Below are 15,662 nucleotides of genomic sequence, written 5' to 3'. Positions count from 1 at the left end.
GTCAAGTCGGCGTCCGGAGCCCATCCACGGATTCGGGACGGGGCATCGATGGGGGAGTGGCATGCGCATCGGGGAATTCGCCGAGGTGGCGGGGTTGAGCACCCGCCAGGTGCGTTACTACACCGACATGGGGCTGCTCGCGGCCCGGCGGCTGTCCAATGGCTACCGCGACTACGACGCGGGTGACGTGGCGCGCGCCCGACGCGTCCATGCCCTGTTCGCGATCGGGCTCACCAGTGAGCAGCTCAAGCGGCTGTCGCCCTGCCTTGCCGACGAGGCGACGACCTTCTGCGACGCCACCCGGCAGGCACTGGTGCGCCAGCTCTCGCAGATCGACGAGCGCATAGGGCACCTGCAGGAGGCACGCGAGGCCGTGGCGCGCCAGCTTGAGACGGCCGATTTGTGAGCCCGCGTCGAACTAGCGTCGGGGAGGTCGGGTACCGGGGGTCCCTGGGCTGGGATGTGCGACGAGTGGGTGGAGGAATGCCATGGCTGATGAGCCGCAACATCTGAAGATCGACCTGCACCCGGTGTTGGTGCAGGCGGACGGTGAGGTTGCCGTGCGTGAGGGCGACGAGGTGACGCCGGTGGCGGCGGACTTCGCCGAGCTGGCCCGCGAGTCCGACCCGGTGGGTCGCGCGCAGGGACTGTTGATGCTGCCGATCGTGGTGGGCCTGCAGAAGGGCACGAAGCCGGTGAAGTCGATGCTGGTGGAGGTCACCCGCGACGGGGTGCTCAACGAGCCCGAGGACCGCAATGCCTACGCCACCGCCATCCGGCAGGGCTCGGCCTATGAGGGCAGCTATCGCCACGATGTGACGCTCACCCGGGTGGGTGTCGTGGTGGGCGAGATGAACCAGAAGCTGCCCGACACCCTGTGGGTGCCGTTGTTCGTGCTGAAGGAGTCGGACGGTCGGCTGGTGCCACTGGACGCGAAGTACTTCAATGCCGTGCAGCGCCGCAACCATGGTGGGCAGGAGCCCGGGACGCAGGGTGCCCCGCAGGCGAGCGCCGACGAGGAATCCGGCCCCGACAAGGGGTGATGGCGTCCAGCGCTGCTGGCTGCGGCGGACCTGCCCGCAACGTTGGCCCCGGCCCGGGCGACGGGCTTCGTCAGAACAGGTGCTTGTTCATCCGGTAGTTCTTCACCTGCACGCCGTGGATGATCGGGTGCTGCTCGGCCACCTCCACGAAGCCGTGGTGGGCGAAGAAGGGACGCGCCGTGATGCTCACATTCGAGTACAACAGGGGTGCCTTGGCGATGCGCGCCCGGTTCTCGGCCTCCCGCAGGAGCGCCGAGCCGATGCCACGACGCACGAACTTGGGCGAGACGAACAACATGTCGATGTAGCCGGTCTCGCGGATGTCGGTGAAGCCCATCACCACGCCGGCCACCACGGCCACCAGGGTGCCCGATTCCTGCCGGTCGCGGTTCCACTCGTCAAGCGGGCGGTCCTGGGGCGAGGCCCAGGCGTCGATCTGCTGCTTCGTGTAGTCCTCGGCAGCGGTGAGCGTGACCGATTGCAGGAAGATCGACCGCGTGATGCCGGCGTCGGAGTCCATGTAGGGGCGAACCCGCACGTGTCCGGGAGCAGATGCCATTCGGCCATTATTGCCCGCGCGTCCGAACGTGCGGCTGAAGAATGAGGGGAGCCACATAACCTGCCCGACCCTACCGACTGGGGCGGCTCGGATCGAATGCGTGCTGGGGAGCGGGGCGCGGGTGGGGCGGCGTCCGGCATGGGAATCCGTTGTGATGGTTCAGCCGAGGGTTTACTATTGCGTCCGTGATGATTCATGAGACGCGCGAACAGGCTCTGGCGCGGGTGGGCCATGCCCTGGCCGATCCCACGCGGTGCCGCCTGCTGTTGGCTATCGTCGACGGCGTGGTCTATCCGGCGCAGATGGCCGAGCACCTGGAGCTGTCGCGTGCCAATGTGTCGAACCACCTGGCCTGCCTGCGCGATTGCGGCCTGGTGAGTGCCACCTATGAGGGGCGCCGGGTGCGCTATGCCATTGCCGGCGCGCACCTGTCGGCGGCCCTGGTGCAGCTCGCGCAGGTGGCGCTCGATGTGACACCCACCGATTCCTGCCTCAATGAGGCCGACCAGCCGATCGAATTGGAGGCCCGGGCATGAGCTCCGCAACGCAGTGCTGCGACCACGATGCGCCCGCCGGCGCGGACGACCACGACGAGCTCGCCTGGTGGCGCGACCGTGAGGTGATCTTCCCGATCGGCTCCGGCGTGCTGCTGGCCGCGGGCTTCGTCAGCGCGTTGGCCCAGGCCAATACGGCCTCGCTGGTGCTCTACTGGGCCGGCCTGCTGCTCGGCGCGTCGACCTTCGTGCCCGGTGCCCTGCGGGCCCTGCTGAAGGGACGCCTGGGCATCAGCCTGTTGATGATGATCAGCGCCATCGGTGCGGTCATCCTGGGTGCGGTGGCCGAGGCCGCCGCCCTGGCCTTCCTGTATTCCATTTCCGAGGCGCTTGAGGACAAGGCCATGGACCGGGCCCGCAGCGGCCTGCGCGCCCTGCTCGAGCTCACCCCGAAGACGGCCACCGTGCTGGTGGACGGCAAGCCGACCGACGTCGAGGCGTCGCAGCTGCAGGTCGGTGACCTCCTGCTGGTGCGCCCCGGCGAGCGCGTCGCCACCGACGGCGTCGTGCGGGACGGCGCCAGCTCGCTGGACACCTCGGCCATCACCGGGGAGTCGATTCCGGTGCAGGTGGGCTCGCGCGACGCGGTCTCCGCCGGGTGCATCAACATCTCGGGTCCGTTGCAGGTGAGCGCCACCGCGCCCGGAAGCGACAATTCGCTCACCACGATCGTCACCCTGGTCGAGCAGGCGCAGGCGAAGAAGGGCCGTCGCGCCCGCCTCGCCGACCGCATCGCCGCACCCCTGGTGCCCGGCGTGCTCATCCTGGCCGTGGCGGTGGGCGTGCTCGGCTCGTTGCTGGGTAGCCCCGAGGTGTGGATCGGCCGGGCCCTGGTGGTGCTCGTGGCCGCCTCGCCGTGTGCGCTGGCCATCGCCGTGCCCGTGACGGTGGTCTCCGCCATCGGTGCCGCCAGCAGGTTCGGCCTGGTGATCAAGAGCGGTGCCGCCTTCGAGGAGTTCGGGGCCGTGCGCCATGTCGCCTTCGACAAGACCGGCACCCTCACCCAGGGCAGCCCCTGCGTGGGGCGCGTGCTCACAGCGTCCACAGTGGACGGTGGGTCCATGGAGGACAGCGTGCGCACGAGTGACGCAGCGTCCACGACAGACCCGGCGTCCACAACCAGCACGGCGTCCACCGCTGACGCCCGCCCCGCCGGCGTCAGCGAGCAGCAGGTGGTCGACGCCGCCGCGGCGCTGGAACGCGGCAGCAACCACCCGCTGGCCACCGCCATCGTCGCCGCTGCGACGAACGCGCCCGGCGCCACCGACGTGACCGAGCTCCCCGGCCGGGGCATCCGGGGCCGTGTGCAGGGCCACGAGATCACCGTCGGCAGTCCCCGCTGGCTGGCGCCCGGCGCGCGGGCCGCCGGCGTTGAGCAGCTTGAGACCGACGGCATGACGGTGGTGCTCGTGCACCGCGACGGACAGCCGCTCGGGGCCATCGGCATCCGCGACGAGCTGCGCCCGGAGGCCGCCGAGACCATCCGCGCACTGGGCGAGCAGCGCATCGGCGTCACCATGCTCACCGGCGACAACGAACGCACCGCGCAGGCACTGGCGCGTCAGGCCGGCATCGACGATGTGCGCGCCGGGCTGCGTCCCGAACAGAAGGCGAGCGCGGTCAGCGAGTTGTCACGGCGCACGCCCACCGCCATGATCGGCGACGGCATCAACGACGCGCCGGCCCTGTCGGCGGCCAGCCTCGGCATCGCGATGGGTGCACGCGGCGGACAAGGAAGCGCCGGCGGATCCGACGTCGCCATCGAATCGGCCGACGTCGCCTTCACCGGCAGTGACCTGCGGCTGCTGCCCGGGGCCTTCGCCTTCACCCGGCGCGGGCGGCGCATCATGAACCAGAACATCGCCCTGTCCCTGCTGATCATTGCCACCCTGTTGCCGCTGGCCATCACCGGGGTGCTCGGCCTGGCCACCGTGGTGCTGATCCATGAGGGCGCCGAGGTGATCGTGATCGCCAACGGCATCCGGGCGGCGCGCGTGGCACGGGCCCGCGGCGGGGCCCCGGCAGCCCAGGGCCCCGTGCCCCCTAGTGTGGAGGGGCCCGCGGCGCCACGGATGGTGGCGCATTCTGCCTGATGAGTCACGCCACAGGTGGCGCGCATACGGCCTGACGAATGGAGATCCACGATGAGCGTAAGCACCCCCGGCACCGGCCTGGAGGTCTTCTCGGTGGTGGTCGACACTGACGGAAGCATCGCTCAGATGGAGGACGACGACCAGTACCACACGATCGCCCCCGATTTCGCGGTGCTGTTCGACGACCTCGACCAGCAGTTCACCCAGCGCGGCGTCACCAAGATCCCCGTGGTCACCGGTTTCGGCGACGGCATGGCCGCACCGCGACCGCGTCCCATCATGGTGGCCACCACCGGCGCGCTGGTGTCGCCCGATGACCCCGATGCGTTCATGGATGCCTTCGGGGCCAACGAGGCATACGACGGCGAATACCACGACGTCACGCTGGCGCAGGTGGGCACGCTGGTCAATGACCTGAACCTCGCGGAGGCCTCCCACGCCGCCGACCAGCGGGTGCACTGGGTGCCCGGATTCATCCTCATCACCCCTGACCGCAAGCTGGTTGACCTCGCCTACGCACTGCACAAGGGCTGGATCAAATAGGCGTCGGCGCAGGCTGTGCACCGGGGGGATGCTGGCGCTGTGGGAGCGTCCAATTAATGTGGACCCATGCGCGGGCTGGAGCCAACGGTCCCGATGGGCAATCGAATGGAGAAGCACGGTGAGTCGCAGCACAGGGCCGAAGGGCCCCCAGCGTGGCAAGGCGCCCCGGCAGGTCCAGGGTTACCGGGTGTCGGTCAATCCCGACGGAACCCTGTTGACGAACCGTCCCGACGGCGAGCTCGAAGAGGTGGCCAAGGACTTTCGTGAGCTGACGGCACGACTCAGCCTGCGCGGTGAGCAGCAGGGCCTGCTCATCCTGCCGGTGGTCACCGAGTTCTCGAAGCTGATGCAGCGTCCCTCGCTGTGGCCCGTGGTGCTGGGTGCCGGCGGCCGCCTGCGACGCCCCACCGGGCGCCAGAGCTTCATCAATGCGATCCAGACCGGCTCGCCCTATGAGGGCGAGTTCGTCGACACGACGCTGGTGGAGGTGGGCAAGGACGTCACCGAGATGAGCGCCTCGAATCCCATGCTGCAGTGGGTGCCGGTGTTCCTGATCCTCACCCCCGACGGCCAGCTGGCCGATCTCGGCGAGACGATCATGGAGGGGCGTCGCATGTTGTACCCGCAGGAGGCGGCCAACACCGCCCCCGACGCGCCCGACGAGCCCGGTGCGCCTGACGCATCGCGCGAGCCCGGCGCAGCCGAGGAGCCCTCTGCGGGCTGACGCAGGGCGGCCTTGGTCGCGGTGCCATGATGGCCACAAGCGAGAGGAAGCACTGATGTCTGACGAACTGATGGGCGGCGACCTGCTGGCCGACGATCTGGGGGCCCCGGTGCGGATTTCCCGCCCCGTGGAGCGCGTCGTGAGCCTGGTGCCCTCGCTCACCGAGGCGCTTGCCGAGAGCGCCCGCGAAATCATCTATGGGGCCACCGACTTCTGCGTGCGTCCGGAGAACCTCGACGAGGTGGCCGGCCATCCGGTCACGCGCGTGCGCGGCCCCAAGAATCCCGATCGCACGGTGATCGAGCAGCTGCACCCCGACCTCGTGGTGGCCAACCAGGAGGAGAACCGGGCGTTCGACGTGGAGCACTTGAGGGCCGATGGCGTGCCCGTCTGGGTTACCAGCATCGACACCGTGGACAGCGCGATCACCAGCCTGACAAGGCTCTTCACCGAAGCGTTGGGCAGGGAACGGCCCGATTGGCTGACCCGTGCCGAGCAGAACTGGGCCGAGCCCGATCCCACCGTCACCGCCAGCGCGGTGGTCTGCATCTGGCGTGACCCGTGGATGGTCGTGGGCCCCAACACCTATGTGGCCGATGTGCTGCATCGCAGCGGCGTCGACCTGGCCCCGCTGCCGGTGGACGACTGGAAGAACGCCCGCTATCCCAAGGTGGACCTGTACGCCCTGCAGGCCAGCGGCGCCGACCGCGTGCTGCTCATGGACCAGCCCTATGCGTTCAGCCCCACCGACGGGCCCGAGGCGTTCGAGGGCATGGATGTGCGCATCATGCCCGAGCGTCCGATGGCCTGGTACGGCCCGGGCATGACCGACGCGCGCGCCGAGGTGCGCAAGCTGATCTTCTGAGGCCTGCGACGCCGGACTGGTGTCGCGCGACCGATGTCGTGGGGCCGATCTGGTGCGGCTCAGCCGGCGAGCGGGTGGTGGCGTCCGGAGAAGCCGGCGCGCACCCACCAGTCGTGACCGAAGGATCCGGCATATCCGATGGCGGCGGCGGTCACGGACCACATCAGGTATTCGATGTCGGAGCGACGATCGCCGATCATCACGTCGATGGCCACGGCCAGGCCCAGCATCAGGACGGTGATCGTTACCCACTTGTAGACGAGCCTGCGTCGACTGTGCATCATGATTCCTCCTTCGGAACCGATGCGGCCGCGGCCTTGCGGGCCGGGTGACAACCGCTGTGTTGTCAGTTCAATTCTCCCACCTGCGCGTCGCCAGTCAATGGTTCTTGAGGGTGGAAATGCACGCATGCACGCTGCCGGGCCGGTGTCAGCGCCCGTCGGGGAGTTGGTCGTTGCCGGGTCGGCAGACCGCCGCGTCGAGCATCGCCTTGCCGTGGGACACATAGGCCTCCTCATCGAACTGGTCGATGAGCACGCGCTGGGCGGCGTAGCCGAGCACCAGTCCCACCAGCATCTGGCCCAGGCCGGCGACCCGGTCGTCGGTGAGGCCGTTGCGGGTGGCCCACACGGCCAGGGTCTCGTCGAGGGCATCGCGCAGTTGGCTGAACTCGGCACGCAGCTGGCGGCCGAGCTCATCGTCGCTCAGGGAGCCCGAGCCCAGTTGCACCAGCAGGTCGCTCAGCTCGGGAGCCACGCGCAGGGCGTCCAGGGCGTAGCCGAACAGGTCGGCGGGTGGTGCGGGACGGTTGAGGTAGGCCTCGATGGCGGTGAGTGGCCAGCGCATCGTCTGGTGCGCCACCTCCACCACGATCGCCTGCTTGTTGGGGAAGTGGTGGTAGATCGAGCCCGCCGAGGTTCCCGACGCGGTGATGATGTCGGCGATGGAGGTGCCCGCCACCCCACGGGTGCGGATCAGGTCGGCAGTGGCATCGATGATCGCCTGGTGGCTGCGGACGCTGCGGGATTGCTCGGGCACGGCACCATGGTAGGGCTCAGGGGGCTGACCAGGGGGCCCTGTGGACGCGGCGGTGGTGGTGTTCCACAAGCTGCGGGCTGCATCGTGGGCGTGCGCCAGCCTTGTACGATGCGAGCGTCCACGCGGTGAAATCAGGCACTTCTACCGCCTTCCGGCCAAGCCTCTAGCGGGAGCCCCTCATGCCCATCGGTGCAGGCACCTTGCCGATCATGGGCGAGGCATTCCTCGTGATCGACCTCATCGGAGTGCTGGCCAATGCGATCCTGGGCGGCATCACCGCCAAGCGACTGCGCTTCGACCTGGTGGGATTCACCGTGCTCGCACTGGCCACCGGGCTGGGCGGTGGCATCCTGCGCGACGTGCTGCTCGGTCGCGGCACACCGGTGGCGCTCACCAACCCGATCTACATTCCGCTGGCGGCCGTCGGGGCGCTGGTGGCCTTCGTCGTGCCCATCCGCAAGGTCTTCCAGGAACGGCTGTTCCCCCTGATGGACGCGTTGGCACTGGGTGCCTGGGCCTACACCGGAACGCACAAGGGATTGGTCTTCGGGCTGGGCCCCGTGCAGGCGGTGCTGTTGGGCGTCGTGTCGGCAACCGGTGGTGGCATGTTGCGCGATCTGTTGAGCCGCAAGATGCCCGTGATCTTCGGTGACAACACCCTGTACGCCACGTCGGCGCTGGTTTCATCGGTTCTCGTGGTGATTTTCTACAAGCTGGGCGATTCGGCGTGGGGCGCGGTGATTGCGATGGCTGTCGGCAGCCTGTTGACGATCGTCTCCGCCTGGCGCGGTTGGACGCTTCCGTGCTCGATCTCCAATCCCTTCAAGGGCAAGGACTTCCGGAGATATATCCGGATCAGGCGTCGTTAGCCAACATGGTGAAAGGCCTAGTGGTGGGCCGCTTTTCTCCACCTTTCCGGATCTGGTGAAGATGTCTGACCGGCCCCTTCCACGGCGCGTTTCCATCCCGGGCGGTGCTGGCGAATTCCCGGCCGGACGCTGTCGTTGATGGTGCGCGGCGGGTGCTGGCCGTGCGGGCGTGGGCGCCGTGTCCAGTGGCCGTTCACGGGGCTTCCCCGGCGCAGTGCGGCGTCAACCATGAGCGGGGCACGCTGAAGTTCGGCATGGTCGCCGCTGGCGGTGATTCGGCGTCGTGCCGGCAGGAATCTTTCCGGTTTCCCCCAAGGGGATTCAGCGGGCCCGTGCCGCGCGATGAATGGCATCGCTGTGGTTCGCCGGCCCGCTGGGCGTCATTGCGGTGATGACAAGGGTGAATGCCATCAATCTCTTGGGGGACGCAGGTTTAGTTCCTCGTTGGCCGGGGTCGGCGACACGCCTGAATTCGTCGATGTCAATGCCTGTGGATAACTATGCGGTCGTCCACAATGGTGCAAATCTGAGTTGAGTTGCGGAATGGGATTCATCTATGTTTCTCACGCACGGGTCCCCCCGGCCCGTGCCGAAAGGGATCTCTCCATGGTGGCATTTCCCCGCAAATCACTTTCCGAGCTCACACGCCGGGCAGTCCCGTCGTTGCGTGCGCGCAGAAGTCCGCGGTTGATCATTATCGGCTCATCCCAATCGGGGGTGTAGGAGTTGGGGTCTGAAGCCGCCGGTCTCGAGCAGGCTTCGGGCGATGTAGTTGGTCAGGTTGCGGAACCCGAGTGCGGAGCCGCGCAGGTGTTCGAGCCGTCCGTTGAGCGCCTCGGTCGGCCCGTTGCTGGTGCCGGGTCGTTCGAAGTAGGCGAGCACGTCAGCGGCTCGCTTCTTCAGGGTCCGGCCCAGGGTGGTGAGCTCGGTGAGCACCTTGGGGACGCCGGCGCTGAGGTCGGTGATCAGCTTCTCCATGAGCTCGCGGCCACGTTGCCGGTCCTCGTGGCGATAGGCGGCGATCATGCGCTGGTAGACACCCCAGGTCGCCTCGACCTCGACGTGAGCGTCATCAACGAACAGCGCGCGTAGCCTGTCGCTCTGCTTGTCGGTGAGCAGGTCCGCGCCGGTGTGCAGCGTGCGCCGCGACTTGTAGAGCGGGTCGTCCCTGAACCCACGGTGCCCGTGGATCGCGAGTTGGACCCGGCGCCGGCACCTGTCGAGGGCGTCACCGGCCAGGCGCACGACGTGGAAGGGATCCATCACCGTGACCGCGTCCGGGATCTCCTCTGCAGCGGCGGTCTTGAACCCGGTGAAGCCGTCCATCGCGACCACCTCGACCGCGTCACGGAAGGCGTCGTCGCGGTCGGCGAGCCAGGTCTTGAACGCCGCCTTCGACCGGCCCTCGACCATGTCCAGCAGCCTTGCTGGGCCGGCGCCATCGCGGACCGGGGTGAGGTCGATGATCACGGTGACGTACTTGTCGCCACGCCTGGTGTGGCGCCAGACGTGCTCATCGACGCCAATGACCTTCACGCCCTCAAACCGCGTGGGGTCGTTGATCAGCAGCCGCTTGCCTTCAGCCAGGACCGCGTTGTTGGCGGTGTCCCACGCGACCCCGAGTCCCTCGGCGACACGGGCGACGGTGAGGTGTGCGACCACGATCCCTTCCAGCGCCCACCGCAGCCCGGTGCGCGAGAGCTTCGCGCGTGGCTCCGCCGCGGCGCTGGTGTCTTGGCGCCACACGTGTCCGCAGTCGGCACAGCGGTAGCGGCGCACTACAACTTCCAGCACGGTCGGTCGCCAGCCCAGCGGCTCGTGGGCCAACCGCCGGATCACGGTGTCACGAGCAGCGCCTTCGCTGCCGCACCGTCGGCACCACTGATCTGGTTCCACCACGCGGCACGCGAGGACCGCACGATCCGGTTCAAGTCGTTGTCCGGTCACGCTCAGACCGAGGCCGTCGAGTCGAGCGAAGGCGGTCAGGTCAGGGCGGCCGAAGCCGGCCGGCGGGGTAGCGTCGGACACGTCGAGGTCTTTCGGATGGATGGCGTAGGAACCTCCATCGTCGGGAGACCTCGACGTCTATCTGCGGACCGACGCGCCCGGCCGACCTACACCCTCATCTGAGAAGACCCTCATTATCGGCGTGCTCTGTGCCTGCCTCGGCGGACTTGGTTGCGCCGTGGCCTGGCACCAGGCAACCGACGCCCGCCAGGTCGTGGTCATGGTGCGCGCCGTGCCGCGTGGCGCCACCATTGACGGCGCCGACCTGGGCACCACGAGCATCGGTTCGGCGCCCGGCGTCGCCACCATCGGGGCCGAACAGCTGTCGACGTTGATCGGCACCACCGCCCTGGTGGAACTGCAGCAGGGCATGCTGGTGCCGGCCAGCGCCCTGGGCGAGGAGACCGTGCGTCCCGGGCGCCATCACGTGGGGGTCCACCTCGTGGCCGGCCGCGTTCCCGGTGATCTTGTGGCCGGTTCGGCCGTGATCATCTCGGCCGCCCCCGGGCCCACCGATGACGCCAGCTTCAGGGCTGAGCAGCTGAGCGTGCCGGCCACCATCGTGGGCACCCCGAGCCGTCAGTCCGACGGCTCCTGGAACTTCGACCTGGACGTGCCGGCCGGTGCCTCCTTGCGGATCGCGACGCTGGCCGCGGCGGGACGTCTCGTCGTGGTGCACGGGACGGCAGCCTGATGGCCATCGTCCTGCTCACCTGCGCCACCGGATCACCCGGCGTGACCACCAGTGCCCTGGCACTCACCCTGTGCTGGCCGCGCGATGTGCTGCTGGTCGACTCTGATCGCGATGTCTCCCAGACCGTGCAGGCGGGCTGGCTCGGCGCACGGCCGCTGGCCACGCGCGGCCTGGTCGAACTTGCCCAGGCGCACCGCGAGATGCGTCCGGTGGCCCCGCTGTTGTGGGACCGCACGGTCTCCCTGCTGGACGACGCGCCCGCCGGATCGGCTGGCGTTCCCGACCAGGCCATGGGCCGGTTCGATGCTACGGGGCAGCCCATCGCCGACCAGCGGCCCGGCGCCCCGGCCGTGGCGGAGTCCCGCCCCGTCGCCCGGCAGTTCCTGCCCGGGTTCTCCCATCCGGGATCGGTCGCGGTCTTCGATCCCGTCTGGCCCGAAGTCGCCGAGGCCCTCGCCGGCCTGGCCGGCAGCGGGGTCGACGTGATCGTGGATGCCGGGCGCGTCGGCCATCAGGGCCTGCCTTCGGCGCTGTTGGGTGCCGCGGACGTGGTGCTGATGGTGGTGCGGAGCTCACTGCGGTCACTGGCCGCCGCCCGCCTCCACCTGCCGCCCCTTCGTGAGCGGACGGCAGCCCTGGCGCCTGCGGCGAAGCTGGGGCTGCTCGTGGTGGGCCCCTCGCGGCCCTATTCCGATGGCGACGTGGAGGCCCAATTCGGCGTGCCGGTGGTTGCCGACATGGCCTGGCAGCCCGAGGAGGCCGCCGTGCTCAGCGAGGGTGGCGACGAGCCGCGCCGCTTCCGTGAGCGCTCATTCATGCGCAGTGCCAGTGCGGCGGCATCGGCCGTCTCGGCCCGCGTGATCGCCACACCGAATTCCTCCCGTGACCTCGCGACGGGGACCTCCCGATCGCATGACCCGCTGACAGGGAGCATCGGCCGGGCACCCGTACAGTCCGCCGGCGTCACCCCGGGCGCTCGCGATCGGATGGCCGGCCCCGTGGACCCGCCGCTGGCAACCGGGAGGCCCCGACCATGACCCACCGCGCGTCCGATCTGCCGCCCCTTGGCCCGGGACGAGCCCTTCCGTTCCTTCGTCCGGGGCAGGCTGCGCCACCGCTCCACGCGGGGGATGGGGCACCGCACCCTGACCGGGGGGATGGCCCGTCCCCCGGTGGCCTGGCCGACGCCCTGTCGCTCCTTGACCAGGTCGTCACGACCCCGGCGAACGTTTCCGCGTCCGCTTCACCGCTCGGGACGCAGCCGGTGGACCTCCCGCAGCGTGGGGTCCCGCAGGAATCCGAGTCGGCCCCCACCTCTGCAGGAGCAGCCCACCGCGTGCGGACCCCGGGCACGGTGCCCGCTGGGCGTCCCGTCGGCACGCCGATGCAGGCCGCCGACAATCAGCGTCCGGGTGCGGGCGGTGTCCCCGGCCCGTCGGGCCACCAAACCACTGACTGGTCCATCGTCGCCCAGCTGCGGTCCACGATCAGCGAGCTCATCACCGCCGAACAGGCCCGGTGGGAGCAGGAACACCACCGACGCATGGCCGACGATGATCGCCGGCTGATGGGCCGCTCGCTGATCCGGCGCGCCGTGCACGACTACGCCGACGAGCTGAACCGCGCCGGCCGGGCCCTGTGGCCGATCGCCCTGGAACAGCGGTACGTGAAGGCCGTCGAGGACGCCATCTTCGGCTACGGACGGATGCAGCCGATCTTCGAGGTCTCCGAGGCGGAGAACATCGAGATCCACGGTTACGACTGCGTCTTCGCCCAATTCGGCGACGGGCGCCGCACCCGGCTCGACCCGGTGGCCGACTCCGACGACGAACTCGTGGCCGCCGTGCGCTTCCTGGGCGAGAACGCCGATCCGCCGCGGCCCTTCGACGACGCCCACCCCACCATCACCGTGGCGCTGGGCAACAAGTTCCGGCTGCATGCGGTGGCCTTCGGGCTGGCCGATCGTCCCTCGGTGATCATCCGTCAGCACCTGCTCACCGAGGTGAGCCTCAAGCAACTGGCCCACGGTTCGATGATGCCCACCGAGGTGGCCGACCTGCTGCGTCGCTGCGTGCTGGCCCGCAAGTCGGTGGTGATCTCCGGCGACCAGGGTGCCGGCAAGACCACGCTGCTGCGCGCGATGGTGGGCGCGATCCCGGCCACCGAGCGATTCGGCACGCTGGAGACCGACTACGAGCTGCTCACCCACCTGCAATCGCGCCGTCAGAACATGGTGGCCCTGCAGGCCAAGATCGGCCTGGGCGAGGTGGTCGACGGACGCCGCATCGGCGAATACACGGTCGCCGACCTGATTCCCGAGGCCCTGCGCCAGAACCTGTCCCGGTTGGTGATCGGTGAGGTACGTGGCAACGAGGCCGGCGCCATGCTCCAGGCCATGCAATCCGGCGCCGGCGCGCTGACCACCACCCACTCGCATTCAGCGGCATCCACCATCGACCGGCTCGCGGCACGCGTGGCGGCCGGCGGTGTGCTGCGCCTCGACGAGGCCTATCGCCAGATCGCCTACAACGTGCACCTGCTGGTGCATGTCTCGCTGGTGGACGACACCTGGCGCGGCGGGGTGCGCAAGCGCTTCATCTCCGAGATCCGCGCACTCACCGGATCGATGGAGAATGGCCAGCCCACCACCCACCTCGTCTACGCCACCTCCCGTACCGGTGAGCCGCAGGTGTTCGACCCGGGCCAGGGCCTGCTCGACGATCTGGCCCCCTTCGCGGAGCCCACCGGCGCTCCGGCCACCCATCGTCGGAGCGCCGGCGACCCGGCGTCGCGGGAGCGTGGGCGATGAACCCGGTCCTCGTCGCGCTGTGTGCCGCCGCCATCTTCGGTGTCTTCGCCGTGGTGGAGGGGCTGGTGCGCAGGCCGCGTCGTCGTGGCGATGTCTCGGGCCCGGGCATCCCGGTGCTGGTGCGCGCCCGGTGGCACGGCGCCACCCGTGCCCAACAGATCAGCTGGTCACTGGCGGTGGCCGGCGCGCTCGTCGGCTACCTGCTCACACGATCGCTGCTGGTTACCGGCGGCGTGCCCGCGTTGATCCTGGTGCTGCCCGGCCTGCTGTCGGCGCCCCCGAACCGTGACGTCGAGGTGTTGGAGGCCTGCGATCGGTGGGTGCGGCTGCTCATCGGATCAGTGTCCACCGGCAAGTCGGTGCCCGACGCAATCCGGGCCACCCGCAACCAGGTGGCGCCGGTGCTGCGGGCCCCCGTCGACGGGCTGATCGCCAGGCTCGATGCCCGCTGGTCCACCGCCTCGGCACTGCGGGCGATGGCCGATGACCTGGCCCACCCCGATGCCGACGCCATCATCGCCGCCCTCATCGTGGCCACCCGCCGCGGTGGCACCGGCACCGGCGACGCCCTGCGGGCACTGGGCCAGCACTCCCGGCGTCGCCTGCAGTCATTGCGCGAGATCGCCACCGAGCGGGCGAAACCGCGCATCGTGGTGCGTCAGGTGACGCTCATCACCGTCGTGGTGCTGGTCGGCGTGGCCGTGTTCAACCCCGACTATGTGGCGCCCTACCTCACACCGACCGGCCAACTGCTCGGTGCCGGCCTGTTGGCCGCCTACCTGGGCTCGTTGGTGATGCTGCGCCGCATGTCGACGCCCGAGCAGCGGGAGCGCATCCTGCAGGGCGACGGCGTCGAGCTGGCCCCCGCCGGGGGTGACGATGCCTGACCCAGCGATCCTGGTGATCATCTCCGGTGCCGTGGCAGGACTGGGCGCATTCCTCGTGCTCGCCGGCTGGGCACGTCGTCCGGTGCGCATGGGCGACGCCTTTGCCGCGCTGGATGGCACCGTGGCCGGCCGGCAGGGCCCCGAAGAAGACCTGGTGCGCGACGCCGATTCCTCGCTGGAGCGCCTCGGTGCCTACGCCTATGCGCGTCTGCACCTGCCCCTGGGGCGTCGCGCACGAGGCATGCTGCAGCTCAGCGACCGGTCGATCGGCGATTTCATGGCCGAGAAGATCGTGCTGTGCCTGGCCGGCCTGGCGCTGCCCACCATCGTCACGGCGGTCAGCGCGGCGATGGGCTCGCCGCTGCGTGCCCCCACCCTGTTGGTGGCGCTGGCACTGGGCGCACTGGGCTGGTGCTGGCCCGACCTGTCGCTGCGGGCCGGGTCGAAGCGCACCCGGTTCGAGGCCGACGAGGCGCTGCTGACGCTGTTCGACCTCGTGATGCTGGAACGCATGGCCAATCGCTCCGCCACCCAGGCCCTGTCGGCAGCCGCATCGGTGTCCGATGTGGCGATCTTCCGGCGGGTGCGTGGCGTGCTGGCCCAGGCGGGACTCGAACAGCGTCCGCCCTGGGACGGCCTGCGGCGGCTGGCCCACGACCTGCGCCTACCTCCCCTGGAGGACCTCGCCGACATCATGCAGCTCGACGAGCAGGGCGCCTCACTGACCGAGGCGCTGGCCGCCCGCGTGGAGGAACTGCGCGACGCCCACCTCAGTGCGGGGCGCATGGAGGCCCAGGAGGTCAGCGAACGCATGACGTTGTGGATGGCGTTGCCGGTGATGGTCTTCGGCCTGTCGTTCATCGCGCCGCCCCTGATGCGCCTGGCCGGTGTGGCATGAGGGCGCCCCGCACGGAATTGACCTGAACCATCCCCACCGATCCCGGCACCCGCCGGGGTCGCCCCCCACAAGGAGTTGA

General features: G+C 69.5%; 17 protein-coding genes. 13 read left to right on the top strand and 4 right to left on the bottom strand.

The annotated features are described in order from the left end of the window. Positions 1-61: 61 nt before the first annotated feature. Both RM25_RS10385 and RM25_RS10380 read left to right on the top strand, forming a co-directional pair. Complete coding sequence (locus RM25_RS10385) at positions 62-406, top strand: MerR family transcriptional regulator (RefSeq protein ID WP_013162057.1); 345 nt, start codon at positions 62-64, stop codon at positions 404-406. Positions 407-488: 82 nt separating this feature from the next. Continuing rightward, entirely contained in the window at positions 489-1,043 is a 555-nt protein-coding gene (locus RM25_RS10380) for a hypothetical protein (protein WP_013162056.1), read from the top strand. A gap of 70 nt (positions 1,044-1,113) precedes the next feature. On the opposite strand, the gene RM25_RS10375 is transcribed toward RM25_RS10380, so the two are convergent. Beyond that, the gene (locus RM25_RS10375; protein ID WP_013162055.1) at positions 1,114-1,602 is read right to left on the bottom strand and encodes a GNAT family N-acetyltransferase; all 489 of its coding nucleotides are present in this window, start codon (positions 1,600-1,602) and stop codon (positions 1,114-1,116) included. A 188-nt stretch (positions 1,603-1,790) separates the two neighbouring features. Between RM25_RS10375 and cmtR the strand changes: the two genes are divergently transcribed. From cmtR to RM25_RS10350, 5 genes are all read left to right on the top strand, one after another. Next, on the top strand, positions 1,791-2,138 hold the full coding sequence (gene cmtR / locus RM25_RS10370) for a Cd(II)/Pb(II)-sensing metalloregulatory transcriptional regulator CmtR (RefSeq protein ID WP_275451356.1): 348 nt from the start codon (positions 1,791-1,793) through the stop codon (positions 2,136-2,138). Next, positions 2,135-4,249, top strand: coding sequence for a heavy metal translocating P-type ATPase (locus RM25_RS10365; RefSeq protein ID WP_013162053.1), 2,115 nt, complete (start codon positions 2,135-2,137; stop codon positions 4,247-4,249). Before cmtR ends, RM25_RS10365 begins: the two co-directional genes overlap by 4 nt. A gap of 51 nt (positions 4,250-4,300) precedes the next feature. Continuing rightward, entirely contained in the window at positions 4,301-4,792 is a 492-nt protein-coding gene (locus RM25_RS10360) for a hypothetical protein (RefSeq protein ID WP_013162052.1), read from the top strand. Positions 4,793-4,910: 118 nt separating this feature from the next. Beyond that, on the top strand, positions 4,911-5,516 hold the full coding sequence (locus RM25_RS10355; RefSeq protein WP_013162051.1) for a hypothetical protein: 606 nt from the start codon (positions 4,911-4,913) through the stop codon (positions 5,514-5,516). Between the two features lie 85 nt (positions 5,517-5,601). Further along, positions 5,602-6,381, top strand: coding sequence for a helical backbone metal receptor (locus tag RM25_RS10350; RefSeq protein WP_041704873.1), 780 nt, complete (start codon positions 5,602-5,604; stop codon positions 6,379-6,381). Between the two features lie 59 nt (positions 6,382-6,440). Here the strand turns inward: RM25_RS10350 and RM25_RS10345 are convergent, their stop codons facing one another. Together RM25_RS10345 and RM25_RS12055 are read right to left on the bottom strand one after the other, a co-directional pair. Beyond that, a complete protein-coding gene (locus RM25_RS10345) occupies positions 6,441-6,665 on the bottom strand; it encodes a hypothetical protein (protein WP_013162049.1) in 225 nt (74 codons plus the stop codon). A gap of 145 nt (positions 6,666-6,810) precedes the next feature. Continuing rightward, positions 6,811-7,419, bottom strand: coding sequence for a TetR/AcrR family transcriptional regulator (locus tag RM25_RS12055; RefSeq protein ID WP_013162048.1), 609 nt, complete (start codon positions 7,417-7,419; stop codon positions 6,811-6,813). A gap of 179 nt (positions 7,420-7,598) precedes the next feature. Between RM25_RS12055 and RM25_RS10335 the strand changes: the two genes are divergently transcribed. Next, entirely contained in the window at positions 7,599-8,288 is a 690-nt protein-coding gene (locus tag RM25_RS10335; protein ID WP_044636432.1) for a trimeric intracellular cation channel family protein, read from the top strand. A 702-nt stretch (positions 8,289-8,990) separates the two neighbouring features. Here the strand turns inward: RM25_RS10335 and RM25_RS10330 are convergent. Continuing rightward, positions 8,991-10,316 carry an ISL3-like element ISPfr2 family transposase gene (locus tag RM25_RS10330; protein WP_026138135.1) on the bottom strand — a complete coding sequence of 442 codons (1,326 nt, stop codon included), beginning with the start codon at positions 10,314-10,316 and terminating at the stop codon, positions 8,991-8,993. A gap of 157 nt (positions 10,317-10,473) precedes the next feature. Between RM25_RS10330 and RM25_RS10325 the strand changes: the two genes are divergently transcribed. Genes RM25_RS10325 through RM25_RS10305 form a run of 5 tightly spaced genes read left to right on the top strand, consistent with a single transcriptional unit; the run spans position 10,474 to position 15,583 of the window. Continuing rightward, entirely contained in the window at positions 10,474-10,989 is a 516-nt protein-coding gene (locus RM25_RS10325) for an SAF domain-containing protein (protein ID WP_144406068.1), read from the top strand. After that, positions 10,989-12,026, top strand: coding sequence for a hypothetical protein (locus RM25_RS12050; protein WP_013162045.1), 1,038 nt, complete (start codon positions 10,989-10,991; stop codon positions 12,024-12,026). Before RM25_RS10325 ends, RM25_RS12050 begins: the two co-directional genes overlap by 1 nt. Beyond that, positions 12,023-13,798: a TadA family conjugal transfer-associated ATPase gene (locus RM25_RS10315; RefSeq protein WP_013162044.1), complete on the top strand. Its 1,776-nt coding sequence runs from the start codon at positions 12,023-12,025 to the stop codon at positions 13,796-13,798. Before RM25_RS12050 ends, RM25_RS10315 begins: the two co-directional genes overlap by 4 nt. Then, on the top strand, positions 13,795-14,685 hold the full coding sequence (locus RM25_RS10310) for a type II secretion system F family protein (RefSeq protein ID WP_044636430.1): 891 nt from the start codon (positions 13,795-13,797) through the stop codon (positions 14,683-14,685). The genes RM25_RS10315 and RM25_RS10310 overlap by 4 nt, the downstream gene beginning before the upstream one ends. Next, the gene (locus RM25_RS10305; RefSeq protein WP_013162042.1) at positions 14,678-15,583 is read left to right on the top strand and encodes a hypothetical protein; all 906 of its coding nucleotides are present in this window, start codon (positions 14,678-14,680) and stop codon (positions 15,581-15,583) included. The genes RM25_RS10310 and RM25_RS10305 overlap by 8 nt, the downstream gene beginning before the upstream one ends. The last annotated feature ends 79 nt before the right edge of the window (positions 15,584-15,662 follow it).

The sequence above is a fragment of the Propionibacterium freudenreichii subsp. freudenreichii genome, from assembly GCF_000940845.1.
Lineage (GTDB): Bacteria > Actinomycetota > Actinomycetes > Propionibacteriales > Propionibacteriaceae > Propionibacterium > Propionibacterium freudenreichii.
Note: the sequence above shows the minus strand (reverse complement) of the source record. Positions and strands in the feature narration are given on the sequence as shown.